The 16525-nt window shown below is 70.0% G+C and carries 17 protein-coding genes; 2 read left to right on the top strand and 15 right to left on the bottom strand.

What is annotated here, in order from left to right; translation table 11 throughout:
• Positions 1–329 precede the first annotated feature (329 nt).
• Positions 330–1436: a hypothetical protein gene (locus tag ASF52_RS08920; RefSeq protein WP_056170902.1), complete on the top strand. Its 1107-nt coding sequence runs from the start codon at positions 330–332 to the stop codon at positions 1434–1436.
• Here the strand turns inward: ASF52_RS08920 and ASF52_RS08915 are convergent.
• The 4 genes from ASF52_RS08915 to eno all read right to left on the bottom strand — a co-directional run bounded on the left by ASF52_RS08915 (position 1394) and on the right by eno (position 5425).
• Positions 1394–3160, bottom strand: a complete 1767-nt coding sequence (locus tag ASF52_RS08915; RefSeq protein ID WP_082515253.1) for an HAD-IIIC family phosphatase — start codon at positions 3158–3160, stop codon at positions 1394–1396. The two genes, ASF52_RS08920 and ASF52_RS08915, sit on opposite strands and share 43 nt — an antisense overlap.
• A 107-nt stretch (positions 3161–3267) precedes the next feature.
• Entirely contained in the window at positions 3268–3519 is a 252-nt protein-coding gene (locus ASF52_RS08910) for an acyl carrier protein (protein WP_056170899.1), read from the bottom strand.
• 125 nt (positions 3520–3644) lie between these two features.
• Positions 3645–4055: a thiol-disulfide oxidoreductase DCC family protein gene (locus ASF52_RS08905; RefSeq protein ID WP_056170896.1), complete on the bottom strand. Its 411-nt coding sequence runs from the start codon at positions 4053–4055 to the stop codon at positions 3645–3647.
• A gap of 80 nt (positions 4056–4135) precedes the next feature.
• Positions 4136–5425 carry a phosphopyruvate hydratase gene (gene eno, locus ASF52_RS08900; RefSeq protein WP_056170893.1) on the bottom strand — a complete coding sequence of 430 codons (1290 nt, stop codon included), beginning with the start codon at positions 5423–5425 and terminating at the stop codon, positions 4136–4138.
• A gap of 281 nt (positions 5426–5706) precedes the next feature.
• On the opposite strand from eno, the gene queF reads away from it, so the two are divergent.
• Positions 5707–6171, top strand: coding sequence for a preQ(1) synthase (queF, locus tag ASF52_RS08895; protein ID WP_056170890.1), 465 nt, complete (start codon positions 5707–5709; stop codon positions 6169–6171).
• A gap of 32 nt (positions 6172–6203) precedes the next feature.
• On the opposite strand, the gene ASF52_RS08890 is transcribed toward queF, so the two are convergent.
• The 11 genes from ASF52_RS08890 to ASF52_RS08840 all read right to left on the bottom strand — a co-directional run bounded on the left by ASF52_RS08890 (position 6204) and on the right by ASF52_RS08840 (position 16496).
• On the bottom strand, positions 6204–6725 hold the full coding sequence (locus ASF52_RS08890) for a hypothetical protein (RefSeq protein ID WP_056170886.1): 522 nt from the start codon (positions 6723–6725) through the stop codon (positions 6204–6206).
• A gap of 180 nt (positions 6726–6905) precedes the next feature.
• Positions 6906–7229 (bottom strand): hypothetical protein, encoded by a 324-nt coding sequence (locus ASF52_RS08885; RefSeq protein WP_056170882.1) that lies wholly within the window; start codon positions 7227–7229, stop codon positions 6906–6908.
• Positions 7230–7330: 101 nt separating this feature from the next.
• Entirely contained in the window at positions 7331–8203 is an 873-nt protein-coding gene (gene kdsA, locus ASF52_RS08880; protein ID WP_056170879.1) for a 3-deoxy-8-phosphooctulonate synthase, read from the bottom strand.
• Positions 8204–8212: 9 nt separating this feature from the next.
• Positions 8213–8698, bottom strand: a complete 486-nt coding sequence (locus ASF52_RS08875; protein ID WP_056170921.1) for a hypothetical protein — start codon at positions 8696–8698, stop codon at positions 8213–8215.
• Positions 8699–8739: 41 nt separating this feature from the next.
• On the bottom strand, positions 8740–9066 hold the full coding sequence (locus ASF52_RS08870; RefSeq protein WP_056170876.1) for a BrnA antitoxin family protein: 327 nt from the start codon (positions 9064–9066) through the stop codon (positions 8740–8742).
• Positions 9053–9325 carry a BrnT family toxin gene (locus ASF52_RS08865; protein ID WP_056170872.1) on the bottom strand — a complete coding sequence of 91 codons (273 nt, stop codon included), beginning with the start codon at positions 9323–9325 and terminating at the stop codon, positions 9053–9055. The genes ASF52_RS08870 and ASF52_RS08865 overlap by 14 nt, the downstream gene beginning before the upstream one ends.
• Positions 9326–9379: 54 nt before the next feature.
• Positions 9380–9823 (bottom strand): hypothetical protein, encoded by a 444-nt coding sequence (locus ASF52_RS08860; protein ID WP_056170870.1) that lies wholly within the window; start codon positions 9821–9823, stop codon positions 9380–9382.
• Positions 9824–9885: 62 nt separating this feature from the next.
• On the bottom strand, positions 9886–11181 hold the full coding sequence (locus ASF52_RS08855) for an aminotransferase class I/II-fold pyridoxal phosphate-dependent enzyme (protein WP_056170867.1): 1296 nt from the start codon (positions 11179–11181) through the stop codon (positions 9886–9888).
• 203 nt (positions 11182–11384) lie between these two features.
• Positions 11385–12935 carry a Do family serine endopeptidase gene (locus ASF52_RS08850; protein ID WP_056170865.1) on the bottom strand — a complete coding sequence of 517 codons (1551 nt, stop codon included), beginning with the start codon at positions 12933–12935 and terminating at the stop codon, positions 11385–11387.
• Positions 12936–13041: 106 nt separating this feature from the next.
• Positions 13042–13758 carry a DUF2459 domain-containing protein gene (locus ASF52_RS08845; protein WP_156630014.1) on the bottom strand — a complete coding sequence of 239 codons (717 nt, stop codon included), beginning with the start codon at positions 13756–13758 and terminating at the stop codon, positions 13042–13044.
• Complete coding sequence (locus ASF52_RS08840; RefSeq protein WP_056170862.1) at positions 13755–16496, bottom strand: valine--tRNA ligase; 2742 nt, start codon at positions 16494–16496, stop codon at positions 13755–13757. The genes ASF52_RS08845 and ASF52_RS08840 overlap by 4 nt, the downstream gene beginning before the upstream one ends.
• Positions 16497–16525 lie beyond the last annotated feature (29 nt).

The following is a 16525-nucleotide window of genomic DNA, read 5'->3' as shown; positions in this document are numbered from 1 at the left end:
CATCCATCCGATAACGCCTCCAAGAGAACCGGCGCCGCCGCCAAGACCAAAGTCCCGCTGGCCGCCGCCGATGAACAGGCTTCTACGGGCCCATAGCCCAACCGTCAACGGCCAAATGACGGGGAAACGAAATTTTCGCGACGAAAGCGTCATCCCGCCTCACACGGCCCCCTGATGCGATCTGGAACGCCAGTTCCGATGCTCCCTCCGTTCCGCATTCAGCCCAGGATCCTGCCGTTCCGAGCGACTTGAGATGCGGTCGGCGCGCGCGGTATGCGTCGTGGCATGACTCACCGAGACACTGCGCAGCCCCGACAGGGGCGAGCCCGATGAGGTTCGCCCTCCCCTGGCGCCGCATCGCTCCTCCCGCCGGCCGTGCCATCGGGGCTCTGGCGACGCGTTTCGAGAGCCTCGGCGACAATTGCGAATTCGGGTTGGTGCAACGCTATTGCGGCGTCGAACCCCTGGGCCTGTTTCGATTCTCGTCCGTCGAACACGCGGCGCTGATCGACGCCCTCGAGACCGATTTCCGGCACTATGGCGCGGCCGACGATCTCGAGATCCTGGCGAGCTTTACGGGGCGGCTCTATGTCCGCAGCCGGCGCTACGGGTTCGCCTACAACACGTCCGATTTCATCGAAACCACCGCTCCGGAGACGATCCATCGGCGCGAGATCGGCAAGGTCGCCTATCTCAAGCGCCGTCTCTTGGAGGATCTCGCGTGCGGCGAGAAGATCCTGGTGCGCAAGGGCGATACCGATGGGCAGGCCGATGCCCTGGCCCGGGCGATCCGGCGCCACGGACCTGCGCCTCTTCTCAACGTGCGTGCGGCGCAGCCGGGGGACCCGTCAGGACGGGCGGAGGCGCGCGACAGCTGGCTGGCCGGACATGTCCGGCGCTTCGCACCGTACGAGACCGCCTACGAGATCGACCTCGAATCCTGGGTCGATCTCATGACCGATGCAGACGGCCTCGTTCGGGCGCGGGGCCTCGCGGCTCCCGCTCCGGTCCTGCCGAATCTCCTGACCGGTGCGTCGGGCCGGGCCGTCGCGCACGTGCTCGGAACGCCCACGGACGGCGTCTGCGTGTTCGGTGCGCGCCAACGCACGGACCGCCTCGATCCGAACGCGGTCCACGTCTTTTCCGCGTGGGTCTGGGTTCCGGCGAGCTTTCGCGGCGAGCGGGTCGGGGCGGCCATCGGGCATTTTCGCCTCGGCTGGCGCGATGCCGACCTCGACTTGCGGGAATGCTGGCAGCGGGTCTGGGTCGCGGCACGCATGCCCGACAGCTATCGCGATCTGATGATGGGGCTCGTCGTCGTCGGGCCGGTGGGCGACCGCCTGTGGTCGGCCGGGCGGCGACTCGAAGCGGCCCCCCTCCCCGGCCCGGCGCCTCAGCCGTGGGCGATGACGATGGGGCTCGGCCCCGGCCTGTAATCGGCGAGCGCCAGGCGGAAGGTCTCGCTGCCGTCGGCCTCCGCGGCGAGGGGCGTGAACCCGAGCCCGGGGTAATGGCCGCGCACCATGCCGTTCTTCGGGCTTGGCCGGTAGCGGCCGACGAGGTGGCGGCCGCCCGCCTCAGCGACGACCTCGGCCAGAACCCTCAGAACCGCCGCCTCCACCCCTCGGCCGAGGACCCGGCAGCTCATCAGCCAGGTCTCGATGGCATGGGTTTCCGGCTCGGTCTCCCGCGCCACCACCACGCCGATCATGCCGTTGTCGCCGAGGCGGTCGACGAGCCGGAACTGCAGGCCGAGGGCGTGCGGATCGGCGATCAGGGCACGGATCTCGTCCTCTGTGGTGCGCCGGGTGGTGAGGTTGAACTGGTTGGTCTTGTTGATCAACTGGGCGATGCGCGGCAAGCCGACGGGGTCGAACCGCCGCCAGACCAGGCGCATGTCGAGGCCGGCGAGGTAGGCGGCGAGGTCGCCCCCTTCCGAGACGGCCGCCACCCGCGCGGCGTTGGCGGCGTAATGGGCCCCGCGCGCCCGGTCCTCGTCGGTGACGCGGAGGGCTTCGAAATAGCCCGCTTCGGCGAGGCGGCCGGCGTAGAGGGCGGGGTCCTCGGGCAGTTCGGGCACGGCCACCATGGGCAGCTCGGCCCGCACCCATTCGCGCTCGAACGGATTGTCGTCGACGAAGACGAGGGCGTCGAGGCCGATGCCGAGGGTCTCGGCGACCCGGCGCAGGTTCGTGGCCTTGTCGTCCCAGTTCGCCAGGAAGGCGGCGATGTCGCCCCGGCGCAGCAGCATCTCGGGATGATTCTCGAACACGTCGAGGGCGTTGGCCGCGTCGTTCTTCGAGACGACGGCAAGGATCACCCCGCGCGCGGCGAGATCGCGCGCATACGCCTGGAGGCCGAGATAGGCCTCGCCCTCCGCGCTGCCCTGCCCCAGGACGAGACCGGCGGTGCCGTCGTCGCCCACCACGCCGCCCCACAGGGTGTTGTCGAGGTCGAGCACGAGGCACTTTTTCGAGAGGCCCTGCCCCGCTGCGAGCAGCCGGGCGACGTGGTCGCCGTAGAGGGGGGCCGCGGACGGTGCGATCGCTTGCTTGGCGCGCAGCCACCAGACCGGATCGTGCCAGGCGGCGAGTCCGTCCTGGGCCGCCGCCTCGTCGAGGGCGAGGATGTCGACGCCGTCGGACTCCGCCGCCGCGCGGATGCCGGCGTTGAGGCGCGTCACGGCGTGGCGGCGCGAGCCGGGCAGGCGATGCTCGTTGGAGCCCATGAGGGGCAGTGCCACGGGAAGAAGCGTCTGCTGGATCACCGGGCAGCGAAAGCCGTCTCGCGCGCGGCGCCAGGTCTCGCACAGGCGGCGAAGGGCTTGCGCCTGGGCCGCCTGCGCCTCCTCCGGGCCGGCCGCGGGGTTCAGGCCGCCGGTGAGGTGCGGGGTATCGAGGGCGAACAGGATCGCGTCCGGTCCGAACGCGTGCAGGCCGGAGGCGGGATCGGCCAGATCCTGCGCGTAGGCACCGAAGGGCGCCTCGTAGGTCTCGATCCACAGGCCCCGGCGCAGGCCGCCGATGCGGATCGCCGGCAGGAGGTGCGAGACCGTGGACGAGGACAGCACGGCGAGGCGCAGCGGACGCGTCGCCAGATCGCCGGGCGGTCCCGCCGGAAACGCCTTGCGCAGCATCCGGTCGAGGCCGTTCGTCCGCATTGGGTCGAGGCGGGTGTTGGCCAGGGCGACGAACGCGTCCCAGGATCGGGCACGCGCGGTCGCGCCCGCCCAATCCTTCGGTTCGGGGAGCCAGGCGAGGGGGAGGCTCAGGGCCGGTCCGCCGTCTTCGCCGCGATGATGGCGATGAAATCCGCCACCCGCGCCATGCCGTCGACCTCGCGCGTGGTGAGGCGGATACCGAATTCCGCCTCCGCCGCGACGATGAGCTCGATCATGCGTCCCGAATCCCAGCCCTCGATGTCGTTCGCGGTGGTTTCGGGATGGATGATCAGGGCGGGATCGCCGAACACCTCGCGAAACAGGGTGGTCAATCGTGCCTGGACCGCGTCGGTGTGCATGCCGCCCTCGCCTCGTTCGCCCGAGCTACGATCCGGGCCGATCTCGGCGCCCGCATATCAAGACGCCGCCCGGTCAGCCACCTCTTTCGCTTGCCCCGGGGCTGTCCCGGCGATCTCCCCCGAGCTCACGGGGAGCGCGGTCCGCACGCCCCGTCGCAGGGTGTCCGGCCCCCGAGGATACGGGCGATCCGGGGCCGCAGGGGCAGGAACAGGCGGTAGGCGACCTCGGCCAGCCACGGCACGCCCGGGACGTGGCGTATCCAGGCGAGGCGATGCCATCCGGGCAGATGCGCCCACAGGGTGAAGAAGCCCGCGGCCCCCGAGGCGAGGCGTCCGTCACGGTCGCGGACATGGAAGCGAGCTCGGGCGTCGGCGCGGCTGAGGCCGCCGAGATCGGCCGGACCGTCCCGGCTCACATCCACCCAGGCGAGGGCGTCGGCACCCCGGCACCGGCGATAGGTTCGGATCTCGGCCGCACAGAGGGGGCAGGCGCCGTCGTAATAGACGGTGAGCGGGGCGTCGGAGGTCGTGTCCATCCCCGTGAGATAGGGCGGTACGCACGAAAAAGCGGCCGCGACAGATGCCGCGGCCGCCGGGTGTTCGATAAACGTAGGGCTCATTGCGCGGAGCGGATCTTCAGGGCCTCGCGGCCGGCATAGCGGGCCTGCGAGCCGAGGCCCTCCTCGATGCGGATGAGCTGGTTGTACTTCGCCAACCGGTCGGAGCGGGCCAACGAACCGGTCTTGATCTGCCCGCAATTCGTCGCGACGGCGAGGTCCGCGATGGTCGAATCCTCGGTCTCGCCGGAGCGGTGGGACATCACCGCGGTGTAGCCGGCGCGCTGGGCCATATCGACGGCGGCCAAGGTCTCGGTGAGCGTGCCGATCTGGTTCACCTTCACCAGGATCGAGTTCGCCGTCCCCTCGACGATGCCGCGCGACAGGCGGGTCACGTTGGTGACGAACAGGTCGTCGCCGACGAGCTGGCAGCGGTCGCCGACGCGCTCGGTCAGCAGCTTCCAGCCCGCCCAGTCGTCCTCAGACATGCCGTCCTCGATGGACAGAATCGGGTAGCTGTCGACGAGCTTGGCGAGGTAGCTCACCTGCGCCTCGATGTCCCGGGTCTGGCCCTCGCCCTCGTAGCGGTAGGCGCCGTCCTTGAAGAACTCGGTGGCGGCGCAGTCGAGGGTCAGCACCATGTCGGTGCCGGGCTTGAAGCCGGCGGCCTGGATCGATTGCATGACGAAGTCGAGGGCGGCCTCGGCCGAAGGCAGGTTCGGGGCGAAACCGCCCTCGTCGCCCACATTGGTGTTGTGGCCGGCCTTCTTGAGGGCGCCCTTCAGGGTGTGGAACACCTCGGCGCCCATGCGCACGGCCTCGGCGAGCGAGGACGCGCCCACCGGCATGATCATGAATTCCTGGAAATCGATGGGATTGTCGGCGTGCGCGCCGCCGTTGATGATGTTCATCATCGGCACCGGCAACACCCGGCCCTGCGTTCCGCCGATGTAGCGGTAGAGCGGCAGGCCGGCGGTCTCGGCCGCCGCCTTGGCGACGGCGAGGGAGACGCCCAGGATGGCGTTGGCACCCAGCCGCGCCTTGTTCGGCGTGCCGTCGAGTTCGATCATCGCCTCGTCGATGGCGATCTGGTCCTCCGCGTCCATGCCCCCGATGGCGTCGAGGATGTCGGACTGCACGGCGTTGACCGCCTTGCGCACGCCTTTGCCGCCGAATCGACCCTTGTCGCCGTCACGCAGCTCCACGGCCTCGTGGGCGCCCGTGGAGGCACCCGAGGGCACGGCCGCCCGGCCGAAGGAGCCATCCTCAAGGAGGACGTCGACCTCGATGGTCGGGTTGCCCCGGCTGTCGAGGATCTCGCGGGCGGCGATGTTGGTGATCGCGGTCATGCAGGAGCCTTCTTGCGTCGTTGCGATCCCTGGGGCGAGCCCGACACGAGGCCCGGTCCTCAATCCCTGCCGACCGGGGCATCGGGTCGAGATCGCGATTCAGTCGAGGCTTATCCGCCAACGTCACGCATCGGGCAAGCGTCCGGCCCCTGCGGAGGGTGGGAAGGCTCCCAAGAATGTTCGCCCGCCCCTCAAGAAAATCTTGTCGTCGCCCTGTGCTTCACGCGACAGCGACGAACCGGCAGATGCGCGCCCCTGCATCGCACGTTATAGCGAGGGGCATGACGCACGCGCCCCTGAACCCCGAAACGCTCCAATTGGGGCAGGCCACGCCCCTTCCCGGCTCCCCCGAGGAGGCCCGTCTCGATCGGGTGCCGAATCCGCATCCGGGTACGGATTACCTCGCCCGCTTCACGGTTCCGGAATTCACGTCGCTCTGCCCCGTCACGGGCCAGCCGGATTTCGCCATCTTGGTGATCGACTACGTGCCGGGTCAGTGGCTGGTCGAATCGAAGTCGCTCAAGCTGTACCTCACGGCTTTCCGCAACCATGGGGCCTTCCACGAAGATTGCACCGTCGGCATCGGCTTGACCCTGACGGAACTGCTGGCCCCGCGCTACCTGCGCATCGGCGGCTACTGGTATCCGCGCGGCGGCATTCCCATCGACGTGTTCTGGCAGAGCGGTGAGCCGCTGAAGTCGGTCTGGCTGCCCGAACAGGGTGTGCCGCCCTACCGGGCACGCTGAGGCGCACCGGGCCTGCACGCCCCTCGGCGGTCCTAGCGGTCTTCGTAGATCGCGCGCCGAACCTGCTCGACGAACCTGCTCTGCGACTCCGTCGGGCCCTGATGGACCGTGGCCACCGCCGTCAACATCCGGCACAGGTCATCCCGTTCGCCCTGGGTCAGCCGGTCGCGCAGGAGCGGCGCGAGGGACCGGATCGCCAGATCGGGATCGGGTGCCGCTTGATCGGCTGCATGGCGGATCACCACCATACGGGTTGCCAGATCGTCGCTCGGGTCGGTCACGTCGCGCATTTGGTTCAGGATCTCGCTCTCCTGCTCGGGCGTCCGGACGCCGCGCTGTCGGGCCACCAGCGCCATCAACACGCCGGCCGCATCGGCGGGATTAAGCAGGGATCGCAGTGGTGCCGAACGGATCTGGCGCTCGCTCGCCCGTCGGCGCCGGGCGGTCCGCCAGTCCCGTACGGCGTGATCGATGTGTTGCATGCCGTTCCCGTACCTGACCCAGTAGATCAGGCCGGTTACGAGGGCCCCTGCCAGAGCGATGAGGATCGGCATTCGAAATCGTCTCCGCGCCCGTTCGCGCGGTCACCTCATGCAATCTAGGCGTGTGTTTGGCAATCGTCGCCGATGGTCGGACGGGGCCGTCCTCCTGTTGCGTGGTCTGCCCTCGCCGTGCATGCGAAAGGCGGCCGGCTCGCGCCAACCGCCCCGTCGTTCGCACCCGTGAAAGGTGCCTCAGTAGCCGTAACCGTAGGCGGGGGCACCGTAGCCGTAGGCCGGACGGTCGTAGCCGCCGCGATAGTAGGAATCGCGGGCTGCACCGGCCGCGATGGCACCCGCCGCGAGTCCGGCGATCCCCAGGCCGACAGCCGCGCCCGTACCGATGCCCCGGCGGCCGCCGCCCCGATAGGCGTGACCGCGATGGCCGTACCCACCGTGATTGTACCCTCCCCGACCGTAGCCGTAGCCATGACCGCCCGGGCGTGCCTCGGCCGCCGTCGTTGCCGCCATGGCGCCGAGGGAAAGGGTGACGGCCGTGATCATCGCAAGCTTACGCATGAAGGCTCCTCGAAACGTTGAATCTCTTGAGAAGAGCAACGGTCTCGAAGCGGGAGGGTTCCCCGATCGGCCATTCGCGGCGAAAGCCCGAAGATTGGGATTCACCCGCGCGGGGATTTGTCGATCGCCTTGGCGAGGCGGTCGAATGCCTGCAATTCGGCCAGGAGTGCGGGCATGTCCTTCAACGCCACCATGTTGGGACCGTCCGACGGGGCGTGATCGGGGTCGGGATGCGTCTCGATGAAGAGGCCGGCGACACCGACGGCCACGGCCGCCCGGGCAAGCACCGATACGAATTCCCGCTGACCGCCGGAGGTGGCGCCCTGCCCGCCCGGCTGCTGCACCGAATGGGTGGCATCGAACACCACGGGGGCGCCGTGGGTGACGCGCGCCATGATCGGCAGGCTGCGCATGTCGGACACGAGGGTGTTGTAGCCGAAGGAGGCGCCGCGCTCGGTCACCAGGACGTTGGGGTTGCCGGCACCCGTCACCTTGGCGGCGACGTGGGCCATGTCCCAGGGGGCGAGGAACTGGCCCTTCTTCACGTTGACCACCCGGCCCGTCGCGGCGGCGGCGAGGAGCAGGTCGGTCTGCCGGCACAGGAAGGCCGGGATCTGGAGCACGTCGATCACCTGCGCCGCGACGGCGCACTGCCCGGCCTCGTGCACATCCGTGAGGACCGGCAGGCCGAACCGCTCCTTGATCTCGGCGAAGATCGGCAGGGCGCCCGCGAGGCCGAGGCCCCGGGCAGTGCCGCCGGAGGTGCGGTTGGCCTTGTCGAACGAGGCCTTGAACACGAGGCCGATGCCGAGCGTGTCCGTCATGCCCTTGAGGGCATCGGCGATCTCCACGGCGTGGTCGCGGCTCTCGAGTTGGCAGGGGCCGGCGATGAGGGCGAAGGGCAGGTGGTTGGCGAAGGCGACGCGGCCGGCCTGGACGACGGAACCGGCGGTATTGGGGGCAATCTCGGACATGGGAGCGGTCTAGCCCGGCCGGCGCTCCGCGAAAAGGCCGGCCCGGCGGCGCAGGGGGGCGGCCGGCGTCACGATGCAGACCGTGAGGCTGCCGGACAGGGTGTCGTCGCGCGGCCCGGTCTCGCAGCGCAAGGCCGCCTTGCCGACGATGCCCTCGCGCGACAGGCCCGTCAGCAGCGAATCCTGGTGGAGCGTCAGGGCCAGGACCTCGACGGCCTCGGCCTTCGCCCCCGCGAGCGCCTCGGCCGCGCGTCCGACGAGCACGAAGAAAGGCCGTTCGGGTTCGCGCGCCTGGGATCCGAACACCATCCGGCGCGGCGTCCGACAGGCGAGGCTCATCCGCTCGGCATCGGCCGCTCGGAACACCGCGCCGGACCCGGCGCGCCCGGCGAGGGACGCGCCCGTGGCGCGGATGACCTTGGCCGTGAGGGCGTCGCAGGCGTCCGCGGCGTGGGCCGTGCCACCGGCGAGGGCAACGAGCAGACCGCTCGTCATCCAAAGGGCATGGACCGCGCGAGTTGGCTTGCGCGAGGTGCTCACCCCTTCGTCTCCACGGGACCAAGTTTGGCGGCGGCGTCCCGCAGAACGTCGTTCATCCGAGTCTGCCAGCCCTCGCCCGTCGCCTTGAACGCGTCGATGATGGCGGCATCGAGCCGGATCGTCACCGGAACCTTGACGCGCTCCTTCTCGGAACCACGTGATTGGCGGAGCTTTTCGCCCAGGGTCGGGAACGCCTCGGCGAACGGACGTGCAGTTCGGAAATCGTCCGCGGTCCATTCTGGGTTGTCGGTGACCGCGTTCCAATCGGCCTGGGAATAGCCCGGATTGGGGACGTAATCGGACGCGATCTTAGTGGCGGCCATACAACATTCTTTCCAATGCACTCGCGGGCCGAAGACTGATGAGGGTCAAGGCCTCCGTGCCGAGTGGGGATACGATCGCAGCGACGACGATGCGGCCGTTGAACGATCCGATCAGCTTACTCCGCGGGCGACCGGTCTGGCTGGATTTGGCCGGAACTTCCAAGGCGGTCGCGAAATTAAAACCGGCCTCGAAATCCGCGAAGTCCAGATCGTGTTTGACGAGATTCGCCAAGCGCTTCGGCCCATCCCATACAATCATGGACCATCTGTACGATGAGAGCTGCCTGACAGTCTACGGCGGGGAAACGAACGCTTAACGCCCCACCTCGAGCGACCCCGTCCGTTCGTCCGGGCAGGCGGCGTCGGGGTGCGCGCGTAGGATGCGTGACAGGCGGACCGGGCGCGCGCCGGTATCATCCTCCAGCACGCCCGTGAGGGCCTCCACCGTGAGCGTCCCCGTGAAGCGAAGCGTGTGCCCGTCCGAATCCACCGTGAAGGCCAGGGCCTTGGAGGCGGCGTCGACCCGGACGGTCCCCGCCTGGACGGGGCCCGTCAGGGCGGCCTCGTAGATCAGCGTATCCCCCATCGGCGAGCGGCGCAGGGTCACCCGGTGGCCGACGGGCTCGTGATCCACCGTCAGGCACAGATCGGAATAGACGGCGGTGCCGGACGCCCACGAGGTCCGGGCCTGGGCCGCGCCGGCCGCCGCCCACAAGGCGATGGCGAGGCCGAGGGTCCGTGTCGCGATCCCGCCCATCGCCGCCTCCCTGTCTCCGACGCGCCCCGGGGCGCGTCGGTTTCCAGATCGCGTCGGGCAGCCTACGCGGCGTCGCGTTCGCGCACCCGGCGCTCCGCCTCGACCGATGCAAGAAGGATGCACACGGCGATGCCTTCGGCGGCGGCGGTGACGTCCTTCAGGCTCGGATAGGAGGGCGCGAGGCGCAGGACGCTGTCGCGCGGATCGCGGCCGTAGGGCGAGGTCGCGCCGGCCGGGGTCAGGGCGAGGCCGGCTTCCTTGGCCAGACGCACCACCTCGGTGGCGGTGCCGTCGCGCGCCTCGACGGTGATGAAGTAGCCGCCCTCCGGCTTCGTCCACCGGGCCGCGCCCGTGCCGGCGAGGTGGCGGGACAGGGCTTCCTCCACGGCGGCGAATTTCGGCGCCAGCAGGGCGCGGTGCGCGTCCATGTGGGCGTCGAGACCGGCCGCGTCGCGCAGGAAGCGGACGTGGCGGAGCTGGTTGAGCTTGTCCGGCCCGATGGTGCGCTTCGACGCGCGGGCGAGGTACCAGCGCACGTTCTCGGGCGAGCCCGCGAAGAAGGCGAGGCCGGCGCCGGCCAGGGTGATCTTCGAGGTCGAGGCGAATTCGAAGGCGCGGTCCGGGTTCCCGGCCTCGGCGCACAGGCTGAGGATGTCGGCGACGGCCACGCGCTCGGGGGTCAGGTGGTGGACCGCGTAGGCGTTGTCCCAGAACAGGCGGAAATCGGGGGCGGCGGTCTTCATGGCGGCGAGGCGCCGGACGGTCTCGTCGGAATAGGTCTCGCCCGAGGGATTGGAGTATTTCGGCACGCACCACATGCCACGCACGGCGGGGTCGGCGACGGCGGCCTCGACCACGTCCATGTCGGGGCCGTGGCCCGTCATCGGCACGGGGATCATGCGGATGCCGTAGGCCTCGCACAGGGCGAAGTGCCGGTCGTAGCCCGGCACCGGACACAGGAAGGCTATGTCGCTCTCCTTCGACCAGGGCTTCACGGACCCGGGCACGCCCGTGAGCAGGGCCCAGGCGATGCTGTCGTGCATCATCGCGAGGCTCGAATTGTCGCCGACCACGATCCCATCGGCCGGTGCGTCGAGGAGGTGGGTGAACAGGGCACGGACCTCGGCGATGCCCTGTTGGCCGCCGTAATTGCGCGCATCCTCGCCGGCTTGCGTGACGTAGTCGCCGTTGCCGGCGAGGCCGAGCATGCCGGCGGCGAGGTCGAGCTGCTCGGGCGAGGGCTTGCCCCGGGTCATGTCGAGCTTCAGTCCCCGGGCCTTGAACGCCGCGTAGGCGTCGCGGGCGCGGGCGTGCAGGTCCGCGAGATCGGCAGGATTCCGATCGGCGATGGTGGTCATGGGTCGGTTCCGGATGGTTGGGGTGCTGCAATCAAACGGGATGCACCATGACCGCTCGCGGGGCGCGCGTCACCCTGGCGGGAACGCGTTCCTCGACGCCCTGCCCTGCGCTCCGGACAAAAGGAAGCCGGCCACGCGGGGCCGGCTTCGAGTCGAGGAGGGAGGCGTGAGGGACGGGCGGCCGGTCGGCCGCCCGGAGCGGATCAGCCGGCCTTGTTGAGGGCGACGGCGACGAAGCGGGTGGTGCCCTTGGAACTCTTCACCCGCATGAGCACCGCCTTGCGGCCGCTCGATTCGGCGGAGCGGATGCGCTCGGCGACCTCGGAGGGCCGGGAAACGCTGGCACCGGCGACATCGAGGATGATGTCGCCCTGCTCGATGCCCTTGGCCGCGGCCGGGCCTTCGGGATCGACCTCCATCACCGCCACGCCCTCGTCGCCGGCGCCGACCTCGGAGGCCGGGGCGAGGCTGAGACCGAGGCGGGGCTGACCGTCCGACGACGATCCACCGCGACCGCCGCCCGTGGCCGATTTCGGGTCGTTCGGAAGCGCCCCGAGCTCCACCGTGGCGGTGTCGGACTTGCCGCCTCGGAGGTAGGCGAGTTCGACCTTGGCGCCGGGCTTCAAGCCGGCGATGCGGCGGGACAGTTCCTTGGCGTCGTTGACCGGGGTGCCGTTGACCGATTCGATGACGTCGCCGGACTTGAGCCCCGCCTTGGCGGCGGGGGTTCCGGCCTCGGCATGGTCGACCAGCGCGCCCTTGGCCTTGTCGAGGCCGAGGCCGTCGGCGATGTCCTTCGTCACCGGCTGGACCTGCACGCCGAGGTAGCCGCGCGCCACCTTGCCGTCGGCCCGGAGCTGATCGACCACCGCCTGCACGGTCTCGGCGGGAATCGCGAAGGCAAGGCCGACGCTGCCGCCGGAGGGCGACGCGATGGCGGTGTTCACGCCCACCACTTCGCCACCGACGTTGAAGGTCGGGCCGCCCGAATTGCCCTTGTTGATGGGGGCGTCGATCTGCAGGAAGTCGTCGTACGGCCCGGCGCCGATGTCGCGGCCGCGGGCCGAGACGATGCCGGCGGTCACGGTCCCGCCGAGGCCGAACGGATTGCCGATGGCCACCACCCAGTCACCGACGCGCGGCGCCGACTTGCTGAGCGAGACGTACGGAAAGGGGCCGCCCTCGGTGATCTTGAGGAGCGCCAGATCGGTCTTCGGGTCCTTGCCGATCACCTTGGCGTCGAGGGTGCGGTTGTCGTCGAGGGTCACCTGCACGCTCTTGGCCTTGTCGACCACGTGGTTGTTGGTGACCACGTAGCCGTCGGCCGAGATGATGAAGCCCGAGCCCATGGCGCCGCGCTGACCCTGGCGCTTGGGACCCTGGCCGCCGAAGCCGGGGCCGCCCTGCCCGCCCTGCCCGCCGGGACCGCCCTGGCCGAAGCGCTTGAAGAACTCGCGCAGCTGCGGCGGCACGTTCTGCTGGCCCTGGTTGCCCGGGCCGTCCTCGTCGTCCGAGGTCGCGCTGTCGTCGAGCTTCACCTTCACGGCGACGACGCCGGGCTTCACCTTGTCGACGACGGTGGCGAAGGAGCCCGGCGGGTGGTCCGGCGTCTCGATGGGGTTCTTCGAAAGGGCCTGGGCCTGGACCGGGGTCACGGGCTGGGTGACGACGCCGACGGCGCCCGTCGCCACGAGGGCGGCCACGGCGACGGAGGCGAGGGCGTTGCGGCGCAGGCGGTTCGGCTGGACGGGCATCAGAGATCTCCGGATCGGGGGGCGCCGCCACACATTCCCCGTGGGGAGCGGCGGGCCGTGATCCAGGGTGTAGGGCCGGCCGGGTGACCCCGCCGTGGCGGCGACATTACGGTTTGGACAGGTTCGGCTCGGGCCTCAGTCCGGCGCGCCAGCGCAGGTCGAGGAGAAGCCCCTGCGGGTGGGTGTCGAGCAGGAGCGTCACCGGCACGCCCGCCGCATTGAGGAGCCGGGCGGCCCAATGGTTGCAGACATTGGCGTAGGAGAAGCGCCCCTCCCCCTCGTAGAACAGGCTCGGCCCGTAGAGCCCCGGGCCGCCGGCGACGGGATGCCCGTCGACGAGGCGAAAACTCGCGTCGAGGCGCGCGAGGAGCCGCGCCAGTCCGGCGCCGGAGACCCGCACGGCCACGAGGTCGGAGAGCGGAAAGCTCGCCCGCGCGGTCCGCTCAAGGCCGACCACCTGCACCACGCCGGCGCGACCGCCGGGGGTGAACAGGGCCTCCAGGGCGAGGCGAGCGTCGAACTCGGCGAGCGTCGGCGTCGTGCGGTAGAAGCGGGCCTCGCCCCAACCGAATTCGAGGTCCGGATAGGCCTGGAATCGCAGGGCGATGGCGTTCAGGGCCGGGCCGGCGCCCTCCCCCGTCAGGGCCTCGCGTGGGATCACGAGGCCGGAATGCCAGCCATGATTGACGAGATAGAGGGTCCGGATGTCGCTTCCCGTCGCGGGATAGAGCACCGGGTCGCCGGGGCTCGCCGTGAGAACCACCGCGAGCCCGAGGAGCATGAGCAGGCCGGCGAACCCGAAAGCCAGCCTGCGTCGGGTCACGGGGTCTGGTCGGTGAGCCGGGTCAGGGCTTCGGTGATCTTCTCCAGACGGGAGGCCTGGGCGGCGCGGCGCTCGTGCTGCTCGTCCACGATCTCGTCGGGCGCGCGGGCCATGAAATCGGCGTTGGCGAGCTTGGCGTCGATCTTCTCGATCTCCGTCGCGGCCTTGGCGGCTTCCTTCGTGAGCCGCGCGACCTCGGCCCCGAGATCGACGATGCCCTCGAGGGGCAGGGCCGCCACGGAGCCGCGCACGAGGAGCTGCACCGCATTGCGCGGGGCCGCATCCGCGAAACCGATCTCGGACAGGCGGGCGAGGCGCAGGAGGGTGTCGCTCCAGCGGGTGGCGCGGGCCCTCAGGGCGTCGTCGGCGCCGATCACCACGAGGGGGATCTGCGCGCCCGCCGGCACGCCGGTCTCCGAGCGGGCCGAACGGATCTCGGAGACGAGGTCCACGAGCCAGCCGACCTCGGCCTCGGACGCGGCGTCGTTCAGGGCGGCGAGATCGGGCCAGGATGCCAGGGCGAGGAGCCCCCGGCCCGGGACGTCCTCACCCTTGATCCCCCACAATTCCTCCGTGAGGAACGGCATGAACGGGTGAAGCAGCTTGGCGATCTGGTCGATGAGGAAGGCGACGGTTCCTTGCGTCTCCGCCCGCACGCCCGCATCGACGTTTTCGCCCTGCAACACGGGCTTCGCCAACTCCACGTACCAATCGCAGAAGATGTTCCACACGAAGCGGTAGGCCGCCGCCGCCGCGTCGTTGAAGCGGTAGGCGTCCAGCGCCGTCGTGACCTCGGCCACGGCCCGGGCCGCTTCGCCAAGCGCCCAGCGGTTCAGGGGATCGGTGGCGGTCTCGGGGCGGTAATCGGCGCGCAGGGTGCAACCGTTGATCTCGGCGAAGCGCGAGGCGTTCCAGAGTTTGGTCGCGAAGTTGCGATAGCCCTCGACGCGGTTCACCGCGAGCTTGATGTCGCGCCCCTGCGCCGCCATGGCCGCGAGGGTGAAGCGCAGGGCATCGGCGCCGTAGAGCTCGATGAGACCGAGGGGATCGACGACGTTGCCCTTCGACTTCGACATCTTGGCGCCGGCAGCGTCGCGGACCAGGGTGTGGAGGTAGACCGTGGAGAACGGCACCCGGTCGGTGACGTGCAAGCCCAGCATCATCATCCGGGCGACCCAGAAGAAGATGATGTCCTTGCCCGTCACCAGGGTGTCGGTGGGGTAGTGGCGCGCGAGTTCGGGCGTGGCGTCGGGCCAGCCGAGCGTCGAGAACGGCCACAGGGCCGAGGAGAACCACGTGTCGAGGACGTCCTCGTCGCGGGTCAAGGCGACCGGCCGGCCGTGCTTCGCATCGGCCTGAGCTTGCGCCTCGGCCTCGCTCGCGGCGACGAAGAATCCGCCCTCCTCGTCGTACCAGACCGGAATCTGGTGCCCCCACCACAGCTGGCGCGAGATGCACCACGGCTCGATGTTCTCCAGCCACTGGAAGAACGTCTTCTCGTAGTTGTCGGGCACGAACCGGGTCTGGCCGTCGCGCACGGCCTGGAGGGCGCGTTCGGCGAGCGGCTTCACGTTCACGTACCACTGGTCCGTGAGGTAGGGCTCGATGACCACGTTGGAGCGGTCGCCATGGGGCACGGCGTGGGTGTTGGACTCGACGAGGCGCAGCCGCTCGCGCGCCTCCATGAGGGTGACGACCTGCTTGCGGGCGGCGAACCGGTCGAGGCCATGCAGCGCCAGGGCCTCGGGATCCGGAGTCGCGCCGGCCAGGAAGGCCGCGTTGCCCTCGAGGCTGATCCGGGCTTCCGCGTCGAGGATGTTGATGGGCGTGCAGCCGGCGCGGCGGCCGACCTCGAAATCGTTGAAGTCGTGGGCCGGGGTGATCTTGACCGCGCCCGTGCCCTTCTCCGGGTCGGAATAGGTGTCGGCGACGATGGGGATGAGGCGCCCCACGAGCGGCAGGCGCACGAACTTCCCGACGAGGTGGGTGTAGCGCTCGTCGTCCGGGTGGACCGCCACGGCGGTGTCGCCCAGCATGGTCTCGGGCCGGGTGGTCGCCACGGTGATGACCTCGCCGGTCTCGGCGCCGTCCGCATCCACCAGGGGGTAGTCGAAGTGCCAGAGATGGCCCTTCACCTCGACCTGCAGGACTTCGAGGTCCGAGATCGCCGTCTGGAACTTCGGGTCCCAGTTCACCAGGCGCTTGTCGCGGTAGATCAGTCCCTGGGCGTGGAGATCCACGAAGGTCTTCGTCACGGCCCGGACCATCTGGTCGTCGGGGGCGCCGTTCAGCCCCATGGTGAAGCGCTCGCGCGACCAGTCGCAGGAGGCGCCGAGCCGCTTCAGCTGATTGACGATGGCTCCGCCGGATTCCGCCTTCCAGGCCCAGACCTTCTCGACGAAGGCGGCGCGGCCGATCTCGCGCCGGCCCGGCTCCTTCGCTTCGGCCAAGCGGCGCTCCACCACCATCTGGGTGGCGATGCCGGCGTGGTCGGTGCCGGGCTGCCACAGGACGTCGCGGCCGCGCATGCGCTCGAACCGGGCCAGGATGTCCTGCAGGGTGTTGTTGAGGGCGTGGCCCATGTGAAGGCTGCCGGTGACGTTCGGCGGCGGGATCACGATGGTGAAGGGCCGGGCGTCCGCCCGGTCGGGCCGTCCGGCCTTGAACGCGTCGCCCGCCTCCCAGGCGGCACTGACGCGCGCCTCGACGGCGGCGGGGTCGAAGGTCTTGTCCATCATGGGCGGGGTCGGGCCAGTTCGAGCATTGC

The sequence above is a fragment of the Methylobacterium sp. Leaf112 genome, from assembly GCF_001423295.1.
Lineage (GTDB): Bacteria > Pseudomonadota > Alphaproteobacteria > Rhizobiales > Beijerinckiaceae > Methylobacterium.
Note: the sequence above shows the minus strand (reverse complement) of the source record. Positions and strands in the feature narration are given on the sequence as shown.